Source organism: Mycobacterium sp. 23, assembly GCF_048287075.1.
GTDB classification, from domain to species: domain Bacteria; phylum Actinomycetota; class Actinomycetes; order Mycobacteriales; family Mycobacteriaceae; genus Mycobacterium; species Mycobacterium gordonae_B.
In genome coordinates this window covers 79,778-102,761 of sequence record NZ_JBLVUX010000004.1, presented here as the reverse complement: position 1 = coordinate 102,761, position 22,984 = coordinate 79,778, and the positions used below count along the sequence as shown (strand labels likewise).

Genomic DNA, 22,984 nt, shown 5'->3' with positions numbered 1-22,984 from the left:
GGTCGCCCGTTCCTGGGCTGAAATGTTGTGGTGGTCGCCTTGCGACGCCGTGGCTCTATGGTTCTTCGACGCCGTGTTCTAGCCGGGCGCTGGAGTCGCGTTCTGGGCCCTTCATTGTTGCTGCCGTTGACGTTTCGGTCGAGCACGCGGATTCGATTCAGTGCTTCTTTTGTGCGGCCCCACAGGCGACCACGCCCTGTTGATGCGAGCGGGAGAGGAGTTGACGCGAACGATGTTGGCCGAGTCCCATGACGAGGAACAGGTCATTGCTAGAGAGTCGCTGCCCTGGATATCGGCAAGGCCGAGTTGGTGTCTTGTGTGCGGGTTGCGGGCCCCGGAGCGAGTCGACTCCGGGAGGTGTCGACACATTCGACGATGACCAGTCGTTGACCGAACTGGCCAACCATCTGGTCGAGGTCGAGTTGCGGATCGAGCGGGTGGTGGTGCAAGCGACCAGTGACTGTCGGAAACCGGTGTCCTACCTGTTGGAGGCGCACGGGCTGGCTCCGTGGCTGGTCAATGTCCGCGACGTCAAACATCTGCCGGGCCGGCCGAAGACCGATGTGCTGGATGCGGTGTGGTTGTGCAAAGTCGCCCAACGGCAGATGCTGTGGCCAAGCTTCGTGCCGCCGTGGCCGACCCGCCGCTTGCGGGATCTGAGTCGCTACCGCGTCGACTTGGTCGGGGTGCGTACCGCGAAGACCCGGGTTGAAAAGCTACTCGAGGACGCCTGCGACATCTTCGGGGTGCCCGGGCGGGCGATGATGGCCGCGTTGATCGCTGGCGAACGCGACCCGCATGTGCTGGCGCAGATGGCGCGCTCGGGCACGCGGACCAAGATCGGCCGGCTGGACGAGGCGTTCAACGGCCACTTCGATAGCCACCACCGGTTCCTCTTGTCGCGGATGCTCGACCGCATCGACGGCATCGATGCCGACATCGCCGCCGTCGATGAACAGATCGAGGCGTATCTGGCCCCTTCCGCGGCGGCGGCAGCGCGCCTGAATGAGATACCCGGTGTCGGGCCGGTCGCTGCCGCGGTAATCATCGCCGAGGTCCGACAGCTTCCTGGGCGAGCGGTACCGGCGCATACCCAGACGGCGCGGCAAGAAACGCGCGATCGTCGCTGTCGCACGCTTGGCTATGACAGTTTGATTCAGGACCGGTGTGACGGCCTGATTCAGGACCACCTTCTTTCAGACCGGTGTGTTGTGACGGTTTGATTCAGGACCACCCTCGACGGTTGGCGTGTCGATTATTGGCTCGCTGTCGGAGGGTTCCGGATGGGAAGTCGTGTGGAGCTGTTCGCCCAGATACGTAGGGACGCCCGGGTCGAGGGTTTGGGTATTCGGGCGCTTGCTCGTAAGTACAAGGTTGGCCGGGATACGGTCCGGCACGCGTTGGCGAATCCGGAGCCGCCGAGGCGGAAGACACCGGTGCGGGAGTCGCCGAAACTGGGCCCGCTCAAACCTGCGATTGATGCGATGCTGCGGACCGATCTGGATGCGCCCCGCAAGCAACGCCACACTGCGACAAGGATTTGCAATCGTCTGGCCGATGAACACGGCGTTGAGGATGTGTCGTATTCGTCGGTGCGTGACTATGTCCGGGTCCGTCGTGCGGAGATCATCGCCGAGTCCGGTAAGCAGGCGCAGGAAGCGTTCGTGCCGCAGGAACACCCGCCCGGCGCTGAAGCTGAGGTTGATTTCGGCGAGGTTCACGTCATCCTCGCTGGTGTCAGAACCCGCTGCTACATGTTCGTTTTCCGAATGTCGATGTCCGGCAAGGCAGTCCATCGGGTGTATGCGACTCAGTCGCAGGAGGCGTTCCTCGAAGGCCACATCGAAGCATTCGACGTGATCGGCGGCATCCCGGTGCGCCATATCCGCTACGACAACTTGAAGTCTGCGGTCACCTCGGTGGTGTTCGGCCGCGGTCGGGGCAGGGTCGAGAACGACCGGTGGGTGCTGTTCAGATCGTTCTACGGGTTCGACCCGTTCTACTGCCAGCCGGGAGTGAAAGGCGCCCACGAGAAAGGCGGAGTCGAGGGCGAGATCGGACGTTTCCGCCGCACCTGGCTCACGCCCATGCCGGAAGTGGACTCGCTGTCAGAGCTCAACGACTACATCCGCCGCTGCGAAGCACGTGAGGATCATCGGCGGGTCACCGGCCGGCTGCACACCGTGGGCCAGGACTTCCAGACCGAACGAGAACATCTCGCCGCTCTGCCTGCCGAGCGGTTCGACCCGGGGCTGGTGCTGCATCCACGGGTGGACCGGTCGGCGCTGATCACGGCGCGGTCGGCGAAGTACTCGGTTCCCGCCCGGTTGATCGGACGCAAAGTCAGGGTGTCGCTGCGGGCCTCGGAGTTGGTCGTCTTCGACGGCCGCACTATCGCCGCACGCCATGAACGCGTCACGACCCGCAACGGGCAATCGATCAACCTCGACCACTATCTGGAGGTGTTGCACTGCAAACCCGGCGCGTTGCCCGGCTCCACCGCGCTTGCTCAGGCCCGCGCCGCCGGCACTTTCACCGCAGCGCACGAGGCGTTCTGGCAGCAGGCCCGCCGCGTCGACGGCGATGCTGGCGGGACTCGCTCGCTAATCGACGTGCTGCTGCTGCACCGCAGCATGCGCGCTACCGATGTGATCGCCGGGATCCACGCCGCCCTGTCGGTCGGTGCCGTTTCAGCGGATGTGGTCGCGGTCGAAGCACGCCTGCATGCCGCCGGTGGTGGTCTCGAATCAGACCGTCACGCCGGTAACCATGCCAATACCGTCGATTACCGGGTCGTCAGTCTGACCCAGCGCCGCCTGGCTGATCCAGCGACCGTGATCGCCGGCCTGCCACCCGACACCCGGCCGCTGCCTGACGTCGCGGCCTACGACGAGCTGCTCCAACGCAGACCCCCAACACCGCCACCCGGTGACGGAATGGAAGGAACGACTGGATCATGAGCACGGCCACGAAAGTCACCAACACCCTGCGCCGCCAACGCGGGATGACCCCACAAGCGGCCCAAGCCGCCGTCGATTCCGCATGCCGACGCCTGCGGTTGCCGACCGTGCGTGCGGTGATCGACGAAGCAGTGAAAGTCGCCGAGCGTGAACAGCTCACCTACCACGGCTTCCTCGCCGAACTGCTCCTGGCCGAATGCGATGACCGGGACCGCCGATCCACCTTGCGGCGAGTCGCAGCGGCCGGGTTTCCACGTCAGAAATGGTTGGGCGACTTCGATTTCGACGCCAACCCAAACATCAACGCCGCCACCGTACATACCGTCGCCCAAGGCGATTGGATACGCCGAGGCGACCCGCTCTGCCTGATCGGCGACTCGGGCACCGGCAAGTCCCACCTGCTCATTGGTGTGGGCACCGCCGCCGCCGAGCAAGGCTTCCGCGTCCGCTACACACTGGCGACCAAACTGGTCAACGAACTCGTCGAGGCCGCCGATGAAAAGCAACTCGCCCGCACGATCGCCCGCTACGGCCGCGTCGATCTTTTATGTATCGACGAACTCGGCTACATGGAACTCGACCGCCGGGGCGCGGAGTTGCTGTTCCAAGTACTCACTGAACGCGAGGAAAAGGCGTCAGTAGCCATCGCATCCAACGAGAGTTTCTCCGGCTGGACCAAAACCTTCACCGACCCCCGACTCTGCGCCGCGATCGTCGACCGACTCACCTTCCACGGCACCATCATCGAAACCGGCACCACCTCATACCGGCTCAGCCATACCCGCGGTAGCAGCTCGCGATCACAGCCTACGAAGACGCCTGAGCCACCACCTCCTCGCCGAGGTGGTCCCGAATCAAGCCGTCACAGTGGTCCTGAGTCAGGTTGACATAGAGACACGCTCCATCCTGGTCATCGTATGGCACCTTCTCGCCAACAAAGAGACACCCGCTTCACCGATCTCGGTGCCGATCACTTCACCCGCCATATCAACTCGGATACACAGAAACGTAACCACATCCGCCAACTCGAAGCACTCGGCTACACCGTTACCCTTACTTCAGCGGCCTGACCCCACTGCGCACACTGGTCCCGCCGTCACCCGCACGGCCATGTCGACGTGCAGATTCCCAAGTCAGCTCACCATTGTTTTCGGATTAGCGTCGGATGCCTGGTTTCACAGTCACGCGCCTGTGGCGCGTTTGTCCACGAACGCTCAGGCGCCCGACCGCAAAGCGGTATGACGAGTCGTTCGGTCTGGTTGTATGCGTGGTCGGCGGTTGAGGGTGCACGGTCGAACGTAGCTATCGGATGAGTCGCTCCGCTGGCTCCGATCGCGATCGCCAACGTTGGGAGGGTGCAACACATTTGGTCCGCAGTCACGTGTTTGTTGGCGAGCGGACGCCTTCACCGCTGATATGGCTGGCGGCTCTGGCATACCCGCCGCGCCGAGGATGGGTGGAGCCGGCCGAGAAGTGGGCCGAGTCTCGTATTTCTCCCGGGCGCACGCGGCGCAAGCCTAAGTGTCCGGCTTGTGAGCGATTTGATCGAGAATGTGTCGGCAACTCAGTTGCACACCGAGTTGACTACCTTCCCGCCGCCCAGCCTGTTCAACGCGTCTTGTTCTGCCGCTTGACGTGAGAGTCCTGTTCCACCTTGGTATCTCGAGCCATCAGAGGCGACGGCGCCGCAGAGGTTGAAGCTGATGATGACTCTGCAATCATTTTCACCGCACTGGTCCAGAGCGACTCGTTCGGCTTGAAGCTTGACCTGGTAGCCGCGCGAGGTGCCCCATGCGCCGGTGCTTGGGGAGTAAGCGATCGCGCCATAACGCATCACATGGGGGACGGGCATTTGGGGTGCCATACCCATCTCGGCCACTGCAGCATTGTCGAGGTTGGCACCGACCTGGGGAACAAGCGGAAGCACCAGGATCATCAGCCCCGCTGTGGCACCGACGGCGGCCACCGCAAACGCGATTTGCTGACGACGTTTCGTTTTCATTTCACTAACCCCTTTGCTGAGGACTGGCGGAGGCGTTGGCGGGAGACCAACCGGTTACCCCGTAGGCGTTCTGAAGTTATGGATGATGCGGTGTGGGCTGTGGTGTCGGCGTTCCCGATTCATGAGGCTCCATGGAGCTTCCGGGATGCATCGTGCCGGGCCGCATGCCCCCGCCCGATCCCATCATCGGACAGCTGCTGTCGCCCGAGCCGCTGGAGGCTCGCTGCCCACCGCTGGGGCCGTCGGTAGCGCGGCCCAAGAAGAAACCCCAAAAAAAGATCACAGTCACGATGAAGACGACTCCGGCCGTGATTGCTACGACGGACCAGATTCGATCTACCCGGCTGGGTTGACTGGGGCGATCGGCGACGGAAGGCTGTGCCGCCGTAGCCGGCGGCTCGCTGGACTCATTTGTTTGCGTCATGCCGAGTGATTCTGCCACAGAAATACCCTTAGGGGGTAGGGACTAAAGTCACTGGGGCAGGGGTCAAAATCTTAATCTTGCGGCAACCCGCAAGACACTTTGTTGCGGGTCCGGCCACCCGGGATTCCGACGCCGGGTCAGTCGCTGCAAACCCCTTTAGGGGCACGCTGAGAACTGGTTTGCGGGGGACCGTTGGTCCGCTGATGTGCGAAAACAGCCACAGAGCACAGGCCGTCGTGAGGCGGGTGTGTCTGCGATATCGGTCGAGGTCGATGTTTCTGCCCTAGCGCGGTTCGCGGAAACGGGTCAGGTGCGCAGGCGCGTGGTACCGCCTGAAGTGCGTAGCGGGCCGCAGCCGTACAGTATGGCATGTACCCATACGGGGTACCCTTATCGCCCGCGGCAGCAAGAGTGGCCGGTTGGGCGTTTCTGTTCCCCGACGGTGTTCGATTGCGCTTGTTACTAATGCGTCTCACTGCCCCCTGGCGGCGGGTGGGTGCAGTCATCTTAGGGCGCATGCCGCATCCTGCTGCCCGTGGCCTGCTGCCCGTGACCGGCACACCGAATCGGCGAGTTGCGCGGTTTCTGCGGCTGCGGGGCGGGGTCGGAGCGGTGCAGGTCGGGACGGGCTGCGATCTGGCGCGCGATTGGACGGCACGCGGTTGTGAGTGCGGTGGATGCTCGGCGCGGGGTGCCGGGGCTGTGCGGGGATGACTTTGGAGTGCGGCGATTTTGGCGTCTTCTCTACGGACGGGTGGTGCGTTGATGCAATCCGTTGCCACGGTCCGTCGGGCATTACCATTGCAGCTTACTGTGGCACCTTAGCGGGCAAACAGCCGCTGAGATGCGTTCCCGAATCGGCTCCACCATTGGTACAAACTTTCCACGTCGGCGCCGCCGTGGACGACGAGCAAGAGTAGTTGCCGATCTCTTGTCCATTCGATGTCGGGCGCACCTGCGACCGTGCCGCAAACGTTCTGGCCAGTGATCACAGTGTCGGACCACCTGGCGGCTGGTGTGAATTCCCTAGCCCCGGGCAATGATGAGCGTTACCTCTAAGCCTTCACGCAGGCCGATTAGGAAAACCCGATGAAAGCACCGTATTCGCCTTGCATATCGCCCTGCCCTCTGCACGAGTCGGGATCTCTCTCAGTCACCGCTTTAGCAACAAGTGTGATAGGACCAGGAGCGTATGGGACGGGCGCTGAGAAGGCGCTGAGGTGGATGGCCGCTCTGTTCGGCGGGCCGAATGGGCCCCTCGGTTGGGCGCGTCAGCCACCGCTCGAAGTGAATCCCTGATCCTTGGTTGTTCTAGATGTCGAGTCCATAACTTGGGTCGTGGCTGCGGTGGCGGGAGCGGGTCGTCGTGAGGGCGTCGAGTTGTGCTGCGAGATCGGCGATTTCGTCGAGTGCGCTAGGAGGTGGTCGCGGCGGTGCAGAAGTTGGTGGGCGGTCTGGTACTCGGGATGATCCGATGCTGGCGCGGTGGGGTGGTGGTGTTGGTGCGTTCGATGGCGTCGGTGGGGGTGGTCGGGGGTGCAGAGGCGGTGCGCCAGGGCAGTAGGTGATCTGCGGCGGTGGTCGGGGTGTGGGCCGGCGGGCGGTGATCCGGAGCAGTTTGGTGTTGGTGACGCCGGCGTTTTCGGCGATCCACTGCAGGTGGTCGGGGTGCAGGTGGTCGGCGTCATCGACGACGATCAGGGTGGTGCGCGGTAGCGTCCAGCTTGGCCTTGGATGTGGGTGCGGGCGCGTTCGACGGTGGTGTCGGCGTACGGTAGCTGTGGCCTGTGGCCAGGTGTCCTGCCCACATTGGAGCCCGACCGTCGGTGGAGTCGAGGTTCTGAGTAAACGCGAGACCTAGGCTACTATTACAGTATGTAGTAGTAGCCTAGGTCTCGGCGGCCGTCGGAATCCCTGCGCGATGCAGCAGCACACTCAGTGGACACCAGCCCACTGCCGCGTTGAGCAACAAGTTCGCGCCGACCCATCCCGCGAGGAGGCGCAGAAGCCCCGAATGCTCAGATCGCGCGGTCTGCGCGATCTGCGTTGCGAGCACTACAGTCCCGGCTACGAGGCTCACGATCCGCTCGATCGTCCATCCCTGCGGCTTGGGCATCCCGAACATGCCGGGCGCCGTCAACGCCTGGTCTTGCATGACAGTTCTCCTTGTCAGTTCGTCTGCCCGACGCCGCGACTGGCAAGTCGGTTGCGGCGCAGCGCCCAACAGCGGGCCTGGACTCTTGGCTATCTGTCCGCATCACCGATTGAGGCCGCGAGCGAGACAGGGCGAAGAAGCTTTCCAACTGGGTCTCGGTCGGCCGCGGTGGCTCGCCTGAGCTGCTCTCGTTAATGCAGTCCAGCAGACCGGATGCCACGATCATGAACCCAGCCCGGTCAAGGGTGCGGGAGACCGCCGCGAGCTGGGTGATCATTTCTTTGCGGTCGGGGCCTTGCTCGATTATGGCTATCACCCTGGCGAGTTGACCCTGCGTGCGCCGCAATCGGTTGAGCACCGCGGTGATGGTGTCTTCGTCGCCGAACATTGAATTCCCATCTCCAGTAGACATCCCAGATACTACCCCAGGGGGTATCTGGGTGTCATCTTACCGACCGCTTGAATACCTGTACGGGTATTGGTATGGTGCCAGTCATTGGGCGGGTGCAGTCACACCACGAGTTGTTCATGGCGTCTCCGTCTATCCGACTGCCGCAAGCCCGTATCGTGCACAACCGTATAGTGGGTCGGTTCTTGGCTGACAGGCGTCAATGCGGAAAGGAACTGACCGATGTCTCGTGTATTGGTCTGAGCCATTGGTGCTGAAGATCGAGAGAGCCGGCAACATGCTATACCCTGAACGGGTATGGGTCCGGACCCATGGAGCCCTGCGGTAAGGGGCACTGGTCGCCCCATTCCGTAGCTTCGACCACCTGAGCTTCAACGTTCACGATTGACGTGGGCTTGTAGCTTCTGATGCCGTACGTGGCTGTAGCCCGCGCGGCGCCGATGACAACGAATCTGGAAGAACGGAAGGCGTCTCGTGTCTCTTGATCGACAAACTCGTATGAGCCGCATCGCGGTCGCTGTGATCAGTGTGACGGTGATGGCCGTGGTGGCCGCGGTGGTGATCGGGCGAAGCGATGACCGCAATGGTGCGCTTGCCACACAGTCGGCCCCCCGCCGTGAAACGCCTGCGACCGTCACCGTCACCCCAGGCCCCAACGCCGTGAACGTTGACCCGCTGGGCGCAGTCACGGTGAGCGCGGCCAACGGCGCCCTGACCGACGTGCAGATGGTAAACGACCAAGACAAGCCGATCCCGGGTGCCATGAGCCCCGACCACCTAGTGTGGAAGCCTGGCGTGCCGCTTGGTTACGGCCGCAGCTACACCATCACCGTGGTCAGTCGCGGGCCGACGGGAACTCCCGCGTCACAGATGTCCCGGTTCACCACGCTCACACCTAAGAATCAGGCCTCGGTGTCGCTGACCACCACCTCGGGTGCGGTGTTGCGCGACGGCGGCAGCTACGGAATCGGCACGGTCATTGTCGCCCACTTCGATGAACCCATCACCGATCGGGCGGCCGCGCAGCGCCGACTGATTGTGACGACGGCTCCGGCCGTGGAGGGCTCCTGGTATTGGGTTGATGACCAGAACGCCCATTGGCGCCCGGAGCATTACTACGCGGCGGGCACGAAAATCAGAGTGGCGGCCAACATCTACGGCGCGCCGCTGGGTGGCGGACTGTACGGCCAACAGGACCAGCAGACTTCGTTCACCATCGGGGACGCGCATGTGTCTATCGCCGACGACAACACCAAACAGGTCAATGTGTACGACAATGGTGTTCTGGTGCGCACCATGCCCACCTCGATGGGCATGGGCGGCACCCAAACCGTCGCCGGCCATACCCTGACATTTTGGACCCCGCCCGGTGTTTACACGGTGATGGATAAGTCCAATCCGGTCGTGATGGATTCGTCGACCTATGGTCTGCCCGTCAGCTCCCATCTCGGCTACCGCGAGACCATCAACTACGCCACCCGCATCAGCCCCGACGGGATCTATCTTCACCAACTCGACAGCACCGTGTGGGCCCAAGGCAACACCGATACTTCCCATGGCTGTCTAAACCTCAACGGCGACAACGCCAAATGGTTCTTCGGGTTTTCCCAGCCAGGCGACATCGTCGAGATCCGCAACACCGGCGGCCCGTCACTGTCGTTGCAGAACAACGGCGACTGGAGTGTGCCCTGGGCGCAATGGCAGGCCGGAAGCGCCCTCGCCTGACCCGGCCCCAACCATGTGCTGGCGCTCACTAACTCGCTAGGCGCCGGTGACGCGATCATCATTGGGCTGGTGCGGTCGCGTATACCTCGACGTAGATCACGGCGGCGGGCATTGCGCGCGGTGGTTAGCTCATTGAACGCGATGTGATTCCCGGCCGGTTCGGGGCAGATCGCCCCGCATAGAAACTTATCGGCCTGAAGGGACTGCCCCGAGTTCAATTGACTCGTGGGTGCGTTCTAGGCCGCGGTTGCGACTGTTGTGTGGAGCAGTTCGAACTCAATCGGGGTGAGCTTGCCGAGTGCGCGTTGCCGGCGGCGTCGGTGGGAGGTCCGCTCGATCACGCCACTATCGCCAAGCGTAGTTCGGCTCGGGTGGACCAGAGTTTTCAGTCGAGCATGTTGCGTTTTAGAAGTGCGAAGAACGACTCCATGGCGGCGCTGTCTGCGCATGCGCCGACGCGGCCCATCGGTCTGTGTAACCCGTTGTGCGACAGTGCGTGGACGAACTTCCGTGACTTGAATTGGCTGCCCCTGTCTCGTTGGTGTAGCCGCGGAATCCTCGGATGGCCTGCTCGGGCCGGGTGTTGACCGGCACTCTGGATGAGCATGACGGCGGCACTGACGGTGAGGACGTGTGGGTATGAAATGACCCCGCCGAGAGGTGTCCGGCGGGGTCGGTGGTTTCGGGGTGTCGGGATGGTGTTCAGTCTGCCGTGACTTCGGCAACGGCGGTGCGAGTGGAGGATTCGTCGACTATGGCTTTGTCGGCGGCGAATGCTACGAGGAGGGTTTGCAGGGCGAGGTTGTTGACCGCGCGGGGATAGCCGCGGCTGGTCTGGTGGACCAGCGCGGCCGCGTCGTCGGAGAGCAGGGTGTCCTCGCGTCCGTCCAGCTTGAGGTGGTGGCGCAGGTAGTTGGCGGTTTCTGTATCGCTCGTGGGCGGCATCGTGTAGCGCAGCCCGAGGCGCTGGTCGAGCGCGGCGAGCACGCCGAGTTTCGTTCGTCGCCGTAGCGTGGGCTGGCCGACGAGCAGGCGTGCGAACGGGCTCAAGGAGTCGAGCTCATGGTTGGTCAAGCGCAACGCTTCCAATTGGTCGTGGCCAAGGAGGTGGGCCTCCTCGACGACTACGACGGGTGTGCGTCCCCGTTCGGCCTGTTCAGCGGCCAGCGCGTCGGCGGCTTGGGGGGCCAGGGTGGCGTGGTGGGTCAACGGTTGCCCACCCAGCGAGGCCACGATGCGGTGGTGGATGCCGCGCACCCCGACGGTGGGATCGGGCAGGTAGATGACGGTGTGGCGGCTATGGTCCAGGCGGGCGAGGGCGGCGCACACCCACGGGCTTGCCGGCGCCCACCTCGCCGGTAATCACTCCGATGCGGCGGTCGGCGACACCAGCCGATACGGGTGACTGCTTCGCTGTGCGCGCTGTGGCGGTGCAGCATGGACGGGGCCAGGTCGCGGCCGAACGGCATCCGAGACAAGCCGTAGTAGGAGATCAGCTTGTCCATCATTGGGGTGCCACCTCCTGGCCGGTGAGCAGGTCGAGCTGTCCGGGGATTTGGTCGCTAGCCCCGTGAGGGCGGCGTGGTTCACGCCGTGGGCCAGCTCGGCTTGATGCGTGATCTCGATCAGCCGCGCGTAGTCGATGCCGGAGGGTTGCGTTGGCGCCGAGGGGGTTTCGGGTTTGGCCTTGGGATGGGTGTGACGCCCGATGTGGTGCGGAATGGCCAGGCCCATCGGCGCGCCGGCCAGACGCACCTCGTTGCGGGTGAGGTCGAACGGGTCGAACACCAGCTCGACCTTGCGGCCGACCAGCGTCGGGTCGACCTCGTAGCTGTTGCCTGTTAACTGAACTACTGGGGTAGTTTTCCCTGTTCAGTGGCGCCCGGGCGTTGGGGGCCGTTAGGGTTCGGCGCCGTGGTCGAAGATGAGTCGGGGCGAGACCTGGGGGCGCTGATCGTTGCTCGGGTCGGGCGGCTGGAGGCGACCGGTTCGCCGTGGGAGCCGTATCGGTTGATCGATCCGCGCGGGGAAGTGGTTGTGCCGGTCGCTGCGTTCCTCAAAGAGGTGCAGGCGTGCGGGCGGTCGCAGGCGACGCAGCGGTCGTATGGTCATGATCTGTTGCGCTGGTTCAGGTTTCTGTGGGCGGTGCAGGTGCCGTGGGACCAGGCGACCTGGGTCGAGGCGCGTGACTTCTGCCGTTGGATTCAGATCGGGAGCAAGCCGGTGAGCGTGCGCTGGGAGTGCAGCGACAAGGCACCCTCTGCGGTGTCCGGTGGGAAGTATGCGCCGCGGACTGCCGCCCATGGGGAGAGTGTGTTGCGGTCATTCTACGACTTTCATGTGGACACCGGTGCCGGGCCGATGCTGAACCCGTTCCCGCTAGTGCGGGAGCGGCGACGCAAACGGTTTGGTGCGCACCATAATCCGATGCATCCACATCGCAACGAGCGTGTCGGGTTGTATCGGCCCAAGCTGGTCGACCGGCTGCCGCGCTGCATGCCGGATGAGAAGTTCAACGAACTGTTCGCCGGGCTGGGATCGCATCGTGATCGGGCGTTGGTCGCTTTCTTCGTCTCGACTGGTGCCCGGGCGTCGGAGTTGCTGGGCGTTCATTGCGGTGATGTGGATGCCGGGTTGCAGCTGATCACGGTGATCCGCAAGGGTAGCCGGGCGGCGCAGCAGCTTCCGGCCTCGCCGGATGCGTTCGTGTGGCTTCGGCTGTATCAGGCGGAGTTTCACGGACAGATGCCGACCAGGCGCGATGATCCGCTGTGGCAGACACTGCGGTGGCCGTTTCGGCCGCTGACTTATCACGCAGGCCGGGCGATGTTCGTCCGCGTCAATTCCGTTCTTGGAACGGACTATTCGATCCATGACCTGCGTCATACTGCTGCCTATCGGATGGCCCGCGACCCGGAGATGGCGCTGACCGATGTGCAGTGGATCTTGGGTCATGCCCAATTGACCACCACCCAGATCTATACCTCGGCTCCGATCGGGGAGACCATCGCAAGCATCCTGGCCCACCATGCGCGGCGGGCGACGGCGCCGTCTGCGCCGGCGCTCATCGCGCCGGAATACCGACCCGAGTCGCTGGATGTGCTGTTCCCGGGAGCCGCGCGGTGACCACGACGGCGCCGGCTTCGTCGGTGGCACCCGCGACGAGCCGCGATCAGCGGCGACCTCGTTCGGATCGCCGCGACGTGTTCGAACTGCGAAAGCAGTTCCCGCCCCGGGTGAATCCTGTGTCGTGGGAGGCGACCGAAGCCTCGCGCGGACGTGTCCTTGCCCGGGTGCTCACCACGCCGTTCACCGCCGATAACGCCGAATACCAGGCCGAGGTGCGCCGAGGTGTACGCACTGTGCTGGACTGGCTAGCAACGATGCCGGGAAGTACCTTGCAGGCGCGGTGGACTGCTTCAGGCGCGGAGCACGCCGCCGACTGGCGGATCCTTGCGGTGACGCCGTTGGCGGCCGGCCGCACCGAAACCGCGGTCAGCAACCTGAAAAGCCGCTTTTCGCGCGGCCTGTCGGTGCTGATCTGCGCCGATGTGATCCGTCCGAGCCTGGGCTGGTTGCTGGCGACTCCGTCGCCGAAGAACCTCGCGACTGCGCTGGCCCGCAGCCGCGACCCGCAAGGGTTCGCGGTGTTGAACGACCAGTGCCAGCGGCTGGCCGTAGGCGACTGGGCCCGCGGGATCGCGCTGGCGCGTATCGCCATGATCATGGCAGGCAAAGGAGGTCGGGCCATCGACATCACCGCCGGCGACTGCATCCAGATGGTGCAGCTCGCCGCGGAGGCCACCAAAGCCAGCGGCAGGGACCGCGGATACCGCAGTGCCTTCTTCTACCAGCTAGTGCGTTCTTTGGGTCGGTTCCCCGACAACGCACCGGCGAGCACTAGAGCGTTTCACGTCCACGGCCAGAGGAGCGTCGAGGAGATGATCGACCGATACGGCATCCAGTGCCGGCCAATCCGGGACCTGCTGGTGGACTATCTGCGGGAGTTGCAGGCCGGCTCCGACTACGCGACCGTGCTCCAGCTATCCTATGTGCTGGGCAAGTTGTTCTGGCGCGACTTGGAGCTGCATCACCCGGGCATCGCCTCGCTGGGCCTGCACCACGAGGTCGCCGCGGCATGGAAGCTGCGCATGCAGGTGAAGACGACCACGACGGTCGAGGGCGGCGAGCTCGTCGAGCGTCATACGCCACGACTGTCGGCGATCCAGCACCTGGGCAACGTCCGCACGTTCTATCTGGACATCGCGCAATGGGCCGCCGACGACCCGGCCCGGTGGGGGCCGTGGGTCGCGGTCTGCCCCATCCGTGGCGGCGAATTGACCAGCGGCCGCGCCAAAACCGCCGCTGCCCGCAAGTCCCGGATGGACCAGCGCACTCGCGAACGCCTTCCCGTGCTGCCGACACTGGTGACCGCTGCCGAGAACCGCCGCCAGCGGGCCACCCAAGCGCTGGCCGCAGTCCTGGCCACCGAGCCTGGTCGGGAGATCACCATCGACGGGCAGGCGCTGCGGCGGGCCGAGCATTCACCGGAATCCGGCACCCACCTCTGGGCCGAAGACCCCGCGACCTGCAGTCGTCGTGACCTCAAAGCTGAAGAGCGACGAGCTTTTTGGGCATGGGCCAGCATCGAAGTGCTGCGGCTGACCGGCATCCGCATCGAGGAACTGACCGAACTGTCACACCACAGCCTGATCCAATACCGGCATGCAACCACCGGCGAACTGATTCCGCTGCTGCAGATCACCCCGTCCAAAACCGACGCCGAACGACTGCTCGTGATCTCCCCGGAACTGGCCGACGTGCTGGCCACCATCGTCACCCGCATCCGCCAACCCGACGGCGGCATCCCGCTCGTCTCGGCATACGACTACCACGAGAGGATCTGGAACCCACCGATGCCGCTACTGTTCCAATGGCATTGGCGCCTGGAAGACCGGCCACTGAGCCCCAACATGATCCGCCAGCTGATCAACGACACACTGGCTAGCACCGAGCTGACCGGCGCCAGCGGGGCGCCGCTAAGGGTAACCCCCCACGACTTCCGGCGGCTGTTCATCACCGACGCCGAAATGAGCGATGTTGCAGCTGATGCATCATTCTCCGGACGGCGTGAACGTTTTCTAGCAGGGGCTTGACGTTTCGTCCGAGTTCGGAACTCGCAGCGGCGGCAGCCGAGACACGCCGTGCAGCAGGGGTTTCGGGGGTCTTGTTGCGTCGGATGCCAGGATGTTGCTACAACCGGGAGTGATCATCTAGAAACGCGAACAGATACGTCTTACGGGCCGCAATTCGTATGCCGTACAGCGCATCCCCGGTCCACAGGTCGTGGGGATGCTCGGCTTCGAACCGGCCGAACACCGGCGCCGATCCGCCAGCCGTGCCGCCGGTGAGGCTGAGCCGGTGGAAGTTGCGTTGCAGGGTGCGTTCATCGGGCGCGCCCAGCCTAGCTGGGTGCGCAGGATCCGCCGGATCGCTGCGGCCGTGCGCTGCGGGTCTTCCCGGCGCAGCGCCACCGCCAGCTCCAACGCCTCGGCCGGAGTGCGTGGTGTGCACTGACGCGGATTGGGCACCAGCGCGTCAAACCCGCCGGCGCGCCAGTCGCGGATCCAGCGGTCGATGCTCGGGCGGCTGATACGCACTCGCCGCCCGAACGGGTCGATGTGCTCCCAGGAAGCCAGCTCGCGCACCATCTTTCCCTGCTCCTTGGTCGAAAGCGCCGCATCGGCGGCCTCCCGGATCAACTGGTAGCGAAACAACCCGATCGCCCGCGCGCGCTCTGCACGCACCTTCTCCTCATCGTCGCTGACCGCCACCGGCCCGCTCCTTCCTGGTTGCTGTCCGTCAAACACACAACAGCGCACAGATTTACGGCGTGATCGGCGCCGCCGGCTGGGTCGACTCGTGTTGCACCGGCTCGCCGGGCCAGCCCGGCGCCAACAACCGGCCACCGGAGACCGCCACCGCCGTCTCGGACAGCGACACCTTGGGCAGCAAGAACGGTGTGTGATTGCGGTCGCGACCGCCGCAATCACCGTCACCGCGTCGGCCAACACCCCGCCGGCCGCATCCGGCATCACCGGATCGGCAGCCACCGCAGCCAGCCACACGGTGAACACCGAACGCATCGCCTCGGCCCGCTGGGCAAACCGGCGCAGCCAACCCCGCACCGTCTCGGCCGGACGCGTCGAATCCGCAGCGACTCGGCGAAACCCCACCCGGGGTTGTGGCCTTCGTTGCCAGCGCCGACACGATCACCGCTGCGGTATCGGCGCGGCGCAGCAGCGCGGTCACCGGCAACAAAACATGCGTCACCCCGCACCTAGTGCAGCGCCACCGGCGCTGACACAACTCCACCGGCCCATCCGCGCCGCTGCCGCAACCGTCCCCGCCCCCAACCCGCCAGCACACCCCCGCACGATGGGCAGCTCAGCTCACCAGCCGCCCAGCCTGCGCTCGACTTGATCGACATCTGCTTCTACGGTGACCCCTGCGCCTCCGAGCGCACACAGGCGGCCCTCCCGTAGCACTCGGCCAAGAGACGGCGGGAGGGCCGTCGCCTACCAATGACCTGATCACCGTGCCGCCCCGGCACCACACACACAAACCGGGGCATAACCGGCCCCACGCTGCTTACCGTCAGCGCCGCAACCCTACCTCCATGTGCTCACCCTGAATGCCCCCGAACAGCCGGGTTCGCTGAGGAATTCCTCGGCTTAACGATTCGGGGGATAGTTAGCGTCCGTCGTATCTCTACGTCTGTGGAAGGAGACGGCTATGGGTATGACGGTCGCAGAGATCGGCGTGGTTGCTGTTGCGGAGTTGCGGTCGGCTGGCTACTGGTGAAAGTCGGCCCAGAGCGCGCTGACACTCTTGCGGCTGTTCCGTTTCTCCGGGCCGCTTCCCGAACCCGGCGTGCATCTCTCAATGCACCGGGCTCTCCACAAGACACGTCCTGGTGTCGTGGTGTTTCTCGTCGGCGGTGATCGGCCAAGCTTCGGGATGACCGATCCGCGTAGCGGTATCGGGTAGTGCTGTTCTTGGACAGATCGATCAGTGTCACCTCGTCCCGGCTGGCCACCATCGCCCTGCGCAGTACTGTCCGCGGAGTTGTTTCCAGGTCGATTTCGGGTGTTTACGGCGATCTATCGCCAAACCGTATGCCACGCATAGCGGTTGAGGTGGGAGAAGGCAGCCGAGGACCGGAGGTCTCCCCACATCAAGCCAACACGTCTGCTACCAACGTCCTGTCTCGGTACAGCTAGTTGCATCGGACCGGAATTGCCGTCACTGCGGTTCCGGTCCGACGTTTAGTGCGTCGTCTCTGTGCGTGGACAATTGTCTGTGTGCGTGGACATCAGCCTGGCGTTGCGCCGAGTGCTTCGACCTGGTCAATCCGATGTACATTGCCAGAGTTTAAATTGTAAAAAGACTTTACACGGCACCCTGAGTAATATAACCGTTTGATAACGGTGAGAATTCTTTCATATAACTGGTACACCGTTGTCCTGCGCTTACTCGATATGATTCGCCTCTCCCGAGGCAGCAATAAAGTGAGGAACCCCCTGTCATGTCCTTTCTGTTTACTCGGCCGGATTTGGTGATCGGGGCTGCGACGGATCTAGCCGGTATCGGCTCGACGATCAACAGCGCTACGGTCGCGGCGGCTGCCCCCACGCTCAATGTGCTGGCTGCTGGAGCCGACGAGGTGTCCGCGGTGATCGCGGCGCTTTTCGGCGCGCACGCCCAGCAGTACCAGTCGATGAGCGCCCAGGCCTCGGCACTGCACAGCCAGTTCGTGCAGACGCTGAACGCGGCCGGCAACGCCTATGCCGGTGCCGAAGCAGCCAACGTGCAGCAGCAGCTCCTAAACGCGATCAACGCACCGACCCAAGTGGCCCTGGGCCGCCCGCTGATCGGCAACGGTGTTGACGGGGCGGCGGGTACCGGGCAAGCGGGCGGTGCCGGAGGGCTGTTGTACGGCAACGGCGGCAATGGCGGATCCGGAGGCGCGGGTCGGGCCGGCGGCAACGGCGGTACCGCCGGGTTGATCGGCAACGGCGGGGCCGGTGGCTACGGCGGGCTGGGGGCCAGCGGTGGCAACGGTGGGGCCGGTGGGCTGCTGTACGGCAACGGTGGGGCAGGCGGTTTCGGCGGATTGTCCGGTGGCAGCGGCGGTAACGGCGGCAGTGCCGGGCTGTGGGGCACCGGCGGTGCCGGCGGTGCCGGCGGCGCGGGTGGCAATGGGAACAACGGAGTCAACCCCGTGCAGAGCTTCACGGGGTCGGCGACGGACGGCCCCGCCGGTGCACCGGGTGAACCCGGCGGCAATGGCGAGCCCGGCCACCCCGGACTTCCCGGCCAGGCCGGCGGTAACGGCGGGTCCGGGTACAGCGATGCCCGTGACCCCGAACTACTGTCGAACACAGGCGGTAACGGCGGCGCCGGGGGGGCCGGGGGCGACAATGCGCCCGGCGGTACCGGCGGTCCCGGGGGCAACGGCAATCTCGTCGGCGGAACGGGCGGTGTGGGCGGCGACGGCGGGCCCGGCGGGACGGGCGGGAACGGCGGCGACGGCGGAAACGTCTTCTACAACTTTGATGTCGCAACCGGAGGCGCCGGCGGAAATGGCGGAAACGGCGGTGCCGGTGCGCCCGGTGGCACTGGCGGCAGCGGCGGCCTGAACTATACAGCGGACCCAGAGGGAGGTGCCCTTCAAGGTCCCGGTGGTGCGGGTGGTTGCGGTGGCGACGCCAATGGCCTGTTGAGTGCCGGCGGCAACGGTGTCGCGGGTGGTAACGGCGGCGCTGGTGGTCGGGGCGGGCTGTTGTTCGGCGACGGCGGTGCCGGCGGTGGCGGCGGTCTCGGGGGTGCCGGGGGCATCGGAGCCGCGGGTGGGCCCGGTGGTGCCGGTGGTGCCGGCGGCACCACCCCCGACGGTGTTTTTCGCGGTGGCCCGGGCGGCGACGGCGGTGACGGCGCGCCCGGTGGCGCGGGGGGAGCCGGCGGTAACGGTGGCGCGGGCGGCGGGGCTGGGCCGCTCAGCCGGCCGGGCGCGGCGGGGGCCGGCGGCCTGGGCGGCACCGGCGGGGCCGGCGGCACTGGCGGCGCGGGCGGACCCGGCTATGGCTTCGCCCCCCCGTTCCAGGCTCCGTCGGGCAATCCGGGTAACCCTGGCTTGAAGGGTGCCGACGGTGCCAATGGCCGTCCGGGTTAGCCCTGGCCGCTGTCATCCAATTCGGTCCACTTTTCCTTGGAGATCACCATGACCAATTTTGCTGTGTTGCCGCCGGAGATCAATTCGTGGCGGATGTTTGCCGGTGCCGGTTCCGCGCCGATGCTGCAGGCCGCGGTGGCCTGGGAGGGGCTGTCCGCGGAGTTGGAGTCGGCCGCCCACGCGTTTACCGCGGTGACCGCGGGGTTGACGGGCCAGGCGTGGCAGGGGTCGGCGGCGGCGGCGATGGCGGCCGCCGCGGCACCCTATCAGCGGTTCTTGAGCGCAGCCACGGCTCAGGCGGCCGCGGCGGCCGGACAAGCCAAGTCTGTCGCTTCGGCGTTCGAGGCGGCCCGCGCGGCGACCATTCCTCCGGCGGCGGTGGCGGCCAACCGAAACGCGTTCGTGCAGTTGGTGATGACGAACCTGTTCGGCCAGAACGCGCCCGCGATCGCGGCGGCGGAAGGCATCTATGAGCAGATGTGGACCCAAGACGTGGCCGCCATGCTCGGATACCATTCGGGGGCCTCGGCGGCGGCGGCCCAGCTGGTCTCGCTGCCCAGCAATCTGCAGCAGCTGCTGCAGGGCCTGCCCAGCCTGGGCGTGGGCAATAAGGGCAACGCCAACGTCGGCAGCGGCAACACGGGCAGCGGCAACGTCGGGGAAGGGAACCGAGGCAGTTCCAATCTGGGCGGCGGCAATATCGGCAACGACAACATCGGCAACGGCAACCTGGGCAACGGCAACGTCGGCATTGGGAACTTTCGCAACGGCAACATCGGCCTAGGAAACATCGGCAGAATCGCCACCAGCGCGGACCCGGGCCACAACATCGGCATGGGCAACCGCGGCAACAACAACATCGGCTTCGGAAACAACGGTGAAGCCAATACCGGCGGCGGGAACGTCGGCAATGCGAACATCGGCGGTGGCAATACCGGTAACAACAATTTCGGTTTCGGCAACACCGGCAACAACAACATCGGCATCGGCCTCACCGGCAACAATCAGGTGGGCATCAACCTGGCCGGTCTGCTGAATTCGGGCTCCGGCAACATCGGCATCGGCAACTCCGGCACCAATAACATCGGCTTCTTCAATTCGGGTGATCACAACGTCGGCATTTTCAACACCGGCATCAACCCCCTGCAGCCAGGCCAGCTGAACAGCATCGGTTTCGGCAACTCGGGCTACGGCAACATCGGCATCGGAAACGCCGGTTTGCTGAACACCGGCATCGGCAACGCGGGAATATTGAACACCGGCTTCGGCAACTCGGGCAGCGAGAACACCGGCTTCGGCAACGCAGGCTCATACAACACCGGCTTCTGGAATTCCGGTGACACCAACACCGGCAGCGGGAATTCGGGGAACGTCAACACCGGTTCGTGGCATTCGGGCAACGTCAACACCGGCTTCGGCGCAACCACCAACACCGGCCTGGTCAATTCCGGCTTCGGCAACGCGGGAAGCTCCATTTCCGGGTTCGGGAACGCCGCCGTCGGCAGCAACGCAGCGAACATTTCCGGCTTCGGCAACACCGCCAGCGGCCACCCGTTGGCCAACGGCCGCCTGTCCGGCTTCGGGAACACCGGCATACCAGGCCCCCTCAGCTCCGCCACCACCAGCGGATTAGGCTCGGGCTTTTTCAATGTGGGCACCGGCCTGTCCGGATTGTTCAGCATCCGTCGACAATTGCCGTGACGTCAGCACGGGGCTCATTATCAAGGGCGATTCATGATGTGCCGGATTCGGTCGCAGACGTAGATGCGACCGTGTTGCTGACCGCTCGACTCACGTATCGGGGTTGGATCTGCTGTTCTACCGGTCCTTGATCTCCGGTGTTGACGAGGCCAACGCATCCCGCGAACAGTGCGAGGCTGCAACCTCGTCGGCCGACACCAGCAGGGAGGGGTCGATGAGCCCGCCGACGCCTGACTGGTCACCGCTCACCAGTAGGTAATCCGAACAACCCGTAACTTTCAAGCCTGACATTGAGGAATTCGTTGCCACAGGCCGCGCTTTCGCCGCGCGATGGATGGGCTGGTAGGCGGTCATGTATGGGAAAATCACGCTGACAAGCACGGCCGGATCCACATCGTCTGGCACCTTCACCGCCAAGGACTCTGCGACACAGACCACTCGGCGTAGCCACCCCAAACCACTCGCGCGGCGACACGGTCACCCCGGGCACCAGCGTCGAGCATCGCGAACCGACCTGCTCCACAACACCAACGAACTCATACCCAGGGGTAAAGGGCGGCTTGGGACGACCTGGATAGGTTCCGGCTCGAAGCAGCGTGTCCGTGAAGGACACGCCCGCGGACAACACGAGGCCACTCACTTGGTGTCACGTCGAACCACGTCGGCTGCAGATAGTGGCAGCCCGCAAACTTGGTCGGGACCCAGGACGTGTTCGTCCTCCTCGATGACGCTGAGGACCTCTGGCCCTCCGTAGCGTGATACCACTACCCGCTTCATCTGCGAACTTTAACTCGAGGCACGAAGTGCGCCTCGCCTCCATTGATAATCTCCACGGAACCGAACTCGCTGGCGCCGCAACGTCGCCGTGGGGGAGCTTTTCCTCAATCTCCGTTGGGGACTCGGCGCCCGTAGCCGCAAATCCAGGCCTGAAGCCGCCGCCGCAGTGCCCCGCCACGGAAGCGTCGCCTCGAAGAAGAGTGCGATGACCCAAGCCACCTCGGCAGGTGGCCTCCTGACCGAGCAGTCCTGCGCGGTTGTTGGGCGGGCTCGGGTGCCTACGGCTGAACCCTGGGAGCGTCCGGTGACCACGGTCGATGAGCGCAGTGTCGCCATTCGCCATAACGGCATCTTCGAAGAAGCTGGCCGACATTGAGCAGGGGAGTTAGGACGGGTTGGTTCACCACGAGACCGGTAGGTCGACAAGCCCGCCGGCGAGCACGTCGCTACGCGCGGTAAGCATCGCGGGATCCACCGTCAGGTGCATGGCAGGAAACTGCGGAAAGAGCTGGGTGAAAACCGTCTTTAGCTCCATACGTGCTAACGGCGCCCCGATGCAGTACCGCGCGCCGTATCCGAAGGTGAGGTGGGTGGCGTCCCGCCGGGAGATACCCAGACGGTCCGGCTCGGCGAACACCGTCGGGTCGTGGTTAGCCGATTCGATGTCAAGCAGGACCAAGTCTCCGGAATGGATTGCAACACCATTGATGTCGAAGTCGGTGCGCGCATACCGCGGAATGCCGACGACGCCGCCGCCGAAGGCGGCTGCCCGCAATAGCTCTTCGACTGCGATCGGAATAACCGTAGGGTCAGCCAGCATCGCCTGCCGTTGATTGGGATTGGTCAGCAGCAGCAATGCCCCGTATCCGATGGCGACTACCGTGGTCTCGTGCCCGGCGAATAGCAGGAACATCGACAACGTGGCGGCCTCCTCGTCGGAGACGCCGTCAGTTGCACACAAACGGGATATGACGTCGTCGCCGGGGTAGGCGCGTTTGTGCTCGACCAATTTCATGCTATAGCTGAACAATTCGGCCAGGCCATGCTCGGAGCGGGAGTGATCGCGCACATTGGCCGCGTCCTGAGTCCACCCACGAAACTGGTCACGATCGGAGTACGGCACACCAAGGAGCTCGCAAATGACCAGAATCGGCAGCGGCACAGCCAATTTCGCGTACAGGTCGGCCGGCGGACCCTCTTCCGCGAGTTCGTTCAGCAGTCCGCTGGTAAGCGCTTCGACCCTCGGTTGCAGGGTCCGCAAATGCTTGGGCGAGAAGTGCGGCTGCAGTAGGCCACGCATCCGGGCGTGGTCGGCCTCCTCGGTGTTGAAGTTGCCTAACGGGCCGCCGAACAATGCCGATTCCCCGATGCGCGCGGCGGTGTTGGGCTCAGGATGCCCGCGACCCAGTCGGTGGTCGTCAAGCAAACGCCGTACCGCTGCATAGCCAGTGACCAGCCACGCATCATCGCCCACGGGCGTGCGGACCGGGTGAATCGTGGCCTGCGACTGCAACGCGCGCAGTTCAGGCGAGGCTTGGAGCGGATGCGCCCGCGTCAATGGCAGCTGAATTGGTGTGGTCACGGGCATCCTCTAAG

14 protein-coding genes and 7 pseudogenes are annotated in these 22,984 nt (G+C 64.7%); 10 read left to right on the top strand and 11 right to left on the bottom strand.

The features are described from left to right. Positions 1–248: 248 nt before the first annotated feature. Genes ACNQS7_RS00695 through istB form a run of 3 tightly spaced genes read left to right on the top strand, consistent with a single transcriptional unit; the run spans position 249 to position 3,847 of the window. A complete protein-coding gene (locus ACNQS7_RS00695; RefSeq protein ID WP_418011108.1) occupies positions 249–1,223 on the top strand; it encodes an IS110 family transposase in 975 nt (324 codons plus the stop codon). Between the two features lie 60 nt (positions 1,224–1,283). Beyond that, positions 1,284–2,960 (top strand): IS21 family transposase, encoded by a 1,677-nt coding sequence (gene istA / locus ACNQS7_RS00690; RefSeq protein WP_055578112.1) that lies wholly within the window; start codon positions 1,284–1,286, stop codon positions 2,958–2,960. Further along, complete coding sequence (istB, locus tag ACNQS7_RS00685) at positions 2,957–3,847, top strand: IS21-like element helper ATPase IstB (RefSeq protein WP_082275278.1); 891 nt, start codon at positions 2,957–2,959, stop codon at positions 3,845–3,847. Before istA ends, istB begins: the two co-directional genes overlap by 4 nt. A gap of 677 nt (positions 3,848–4,524) precedes the next feature. On the opposite strand, the gene ACNQS7_RS00680 is transcribed toward istB, so the two are convergent. Beyond that, positions 4,525–4,962: a DUF4189 domain-containing protein gene (locus ACNQS7_RS00680; RefSeq protein ID WP_055577520.1), complete on the bottom strand. Its 438-nt coding sequence runs from the start codon at positions 4,960–4,962 to the stop codon at positions 4,525–4,527. Positions 4,963–6,819: 1,857 nt separating this feature from the next. Here ACNQS7_RS00680 and ACNQS7_RS00675 point away from each other — a divergent pair. Together ACNQS7_RS00675 and ACNQS7_RS00670 are read left to right on the top strand one after the other, a co-directional pair. After that, positions 6,820–6,954, top strand: coding sequence for a hypothetical protein (locus ACNQS7_RS00675; RefSeq protein ID WP_256102193.1), 135 nt, complete (start codon positions 6,820–6,822; stop codon positions 6,952–6,954). Beyond that, entirely contained in the window at positions 6,923–7,102 is a 180-nt protein-coding gene (locus ACNQS7_RS00670; RefSeq protein ID WP_065133692.1) for a hypothetical protein, read from the top strand. The genes ACNQS7_RS00675 and ACNQS7_RS00670 overlap by 32 nt, the downstream gene beginning before the upstream one ends. Before the next feature lie 172 nt (positions 7,103–7,274). Here the strand turns inward: ACNQS7_RS00670 and ACNQS7_RS00665 are convergent, their stop codons facing one another. Together ACNQS7_RS00665 and ACNQS7_RS00660 are read right to left on the bottom strand one after the other, a co-directional pair. Next, positions 7,275–7,541 (bottom strand): YgaP family membrane protein, encoded by a 267-nt coding sequence (locus ACNQS7_RS00665; RefSeq protein WP_240744041.1) that lies wholly within the window; start codon positions 7,539–7,541, stop codon positions 7,275–7,277. Positions 7,542–7,674: 133 nt separating this feature from the next. Next, positions 7,675–7,929: pseudogene (locus ACNQS7_RS00660) on the bottom strand (metal-sensitive transcriptional regulator); the annotation flags it as partial. 519 nt (positions 7,930–8,448) lie between these two features. Between ACNQS7_RS00660 and ACNQS7_RS00655 the strand changes: the two are divergent. Beyond that, a complete protein-coding gene (locus ACNQS7_RS00655; protein WP_133450040.1) occupies positions 8,449–9,675 on the top strand; it encodes a L,D-transpeptidase in 1,227 nt (408 codons plus the stop codon). 236 nt (positions 9,676–9,911) lie between these two features. Here ACNQS7_RS00655 and ACNQS7_RS00650 read toward each other — a convergent pair. The 3 pseudogenes from ACNQS7_RS00650 to ACNQS7_RS00640 all read right to left on the bottom strand — a co-directional run. Next, positions 9,912–10,210, bottom strand: a pseudogene (locus ACNQS7_RS00650) (IS3 family transposase); the annotation flags it as partial. 167 nt (positions 10,211–10,377) lie between these two features. Continuing rightward, positions 10,378–11,183: pseudogene (locus tag ACNQS7_RS00645) on the bottom strand (ExeA family protein). Continuing rightward, positions 11,180–11,535: pseudogene (locus tag ACNQS7_RS00640) on the bottom strand (transposase); the annotation flags it as partial. The pseudogenes ACNQS7_RS00640 and ACNQS7_RS00645, both read right to left, overlap by 4 nt. Positions 11,536–11,589: 54 nt before the next feature. Here ACNQS7_RS00640 and ACNQS7_RS00635 point away from each other — a divergent pair. Continuing rightward, on the top strand, positions 11,590–12,801 hold the full coding sequence (locus ACNQS7_RS00635; RefSeq protein ID WP_055577260.1) for a tyrosine-type recombinase/integrase: 1,212 nt from the start codon (positions 11,590–11,592) through the stop codon (positions 12,799–12,801). Then, positions 12,798–14,831, top strand: coding sequence for a site-specific integrase (locus tag ACNQS7_RS00630; RefSeq protein ID WP_133450039.1), 2,034 nt, complete (start codon positions 12,798–12,800; stop codon positions 14,829–14,831). Before ACNQS7_RS00635 ends, ACNQS7_RS00630 begins: the two co-directional genes overlap by 4 nt. 100 nt (positions 14,832–14,931) lie before the next feature. Here ACNQS7_RS00630 and ACNQS7_RS00625 read toward each other — a convergent pair. Both ACNQS7_RS00625 and ACNQS7_RS00620 read right to left on the bottom strand, forming a co-directional pair. Further along, positions 14,932–15,509, bottom strand: a pseudogene (locus ACNQS7_RS00625) (helix-turn-helix domain-containing protein); the annotation flags it as partial. Positions 15,510–15,561: 52 nt separating this feature from the next. Next, a pseudogene (locus ACNQS7_RS00620) lies at positions 15,562–16,205 on the bottom strand (hypothetical protein). Positions 16,206–17,263: 1,058 nt separating this feature from the next. Between ACNQS7_RS00620 and ACNQS7_RS00615 the strand changes: the two are divergent. After that, on the top strand, positions 17,264–18,910 hold the full coding sequence (locus ACNQS7_RS00615; protein WP_287042151.1) for a PE family protein: 1,647 nt from the start codon (positions 17,264–17,266) through the stop codon (positions 18,908–18,910). 48 nt (positions 18,911–18,958) lie between these two features. Next, entirely contained in the window at positions 18,959–20,611 is a 1,653-nt protein-coding gene (locus ACNQS7_RS00610) for a PPE family protein (protein WP_055576978.1), read from the top strand. A gap of 117 nt (positions 20,612–20,728) precedes the next feature. On the opposite strand, the gene ACNQS7_RS00605 is transcribed toward ACNQS7_RS00610, so the two are convergent. The 3 genes and pseudogenes from ACNQS7_RS00605 to ACNQS7_RS00595 all read right to left on the bottom strand — a co-directional run bounded on the left by ACNQS7_RS00605 (position 20,729) and on the right by ACNQS7_RS00595 (position 22,976). Continuing rightward, on the bottom strand, positions 20,729–21,022 hold the full coding sequence (locus ACNQS7_RS00605; protein ID WP_418011127.1) for a hypothetical protein: 294 nt from the start codon (positions 21,020–21,022) through the stop codon (positions 20,729–20,731). Between the two features lie 55 nt (positions 21,023–21,077). Continuing rightward, positions 21,078–21,224: pseudogene (locus ACNQS7_RS00600) on the bottom strand (alcohol dehydrogenase catalytic domain-containing protein); the annotation flags it as partial. Between the two features lie 564 nt (positions 21,225–21,788). Beyond that, positions 21,789–22,976, bottom strand: coding sequence for a cytochrome P450 (locus ACNQS7_RS00595; RefSeq protein WP_133450037.1), 1,188 nt, complete (start codon positions 22,974–22,976; stop codon positions 21,789–21,791). Positions 22,977–22,984 lie beyond the last annotated feature (8 nt).

Coding starts and splice junctions, on each gene's coding strand:
- istA (WP_055578112.1), top strand. CDS start 1,284: ATGGGAAGTCGTGTGGAGCTGTTCGCCCAGATACGTAGGGACGCCCGG.
- ACNQS7_RS00695 (WP_418011108.1), top strand. CDS start 249: ATGACGAGGAACAGGTCATTGCTAGAGAGTCGCTGCCCTGGATATCGG.
- ACNQS7_RS00610 (WP_055576978.1), top strand. CDS start 18,959: ATGACCAATTTTGCTGTGTTGCCGCCGGAGATCAATTCGTGGCGGATG.
- ACNQS7_RS00665 (WP_240744041.1), bottom strand. CDS start 7,541: ATGCAAGACCAGGCGTTGACGGCGCCCGGCATGTTCGGGATGCCCAAG.
- ACNQS7_RS00615 (WP_287042151.1), top strand. CDS start 17,264: ATGTCCTTTCTGTTTACTCGGCCGGATTTGGTGATCGGGGCTGCGACG.
- ACNQS7_RS00655 (WP_133450040.1), top strand. CDS start 8,449: ATGAGCCGCATCGCGGTCGCTGTGATCAGTGTGACGGTGATGGCCGTG.
- ACNQS7_RS00595 (WP_133450037.1), bottom strand. CDS start 22,976: ATGCCCGTGACCACACCAATTCAGCTGCCATTGACGCGGGCGCATCCG.
- ACNQS7_RS00680 (WP_055577520.1), bottom strand. CDS start 4,962: ATGAAAACGAAACGTCGTCAGCAAATCGCGTTTGCGGTGGCCGCCGTC.
- istB (WP_082275278.1), top strand. CDS start 2,957: ATGAGCACGGCCACGAAAGTCACCAACACCCTGCGCCGCCAACGCGGG.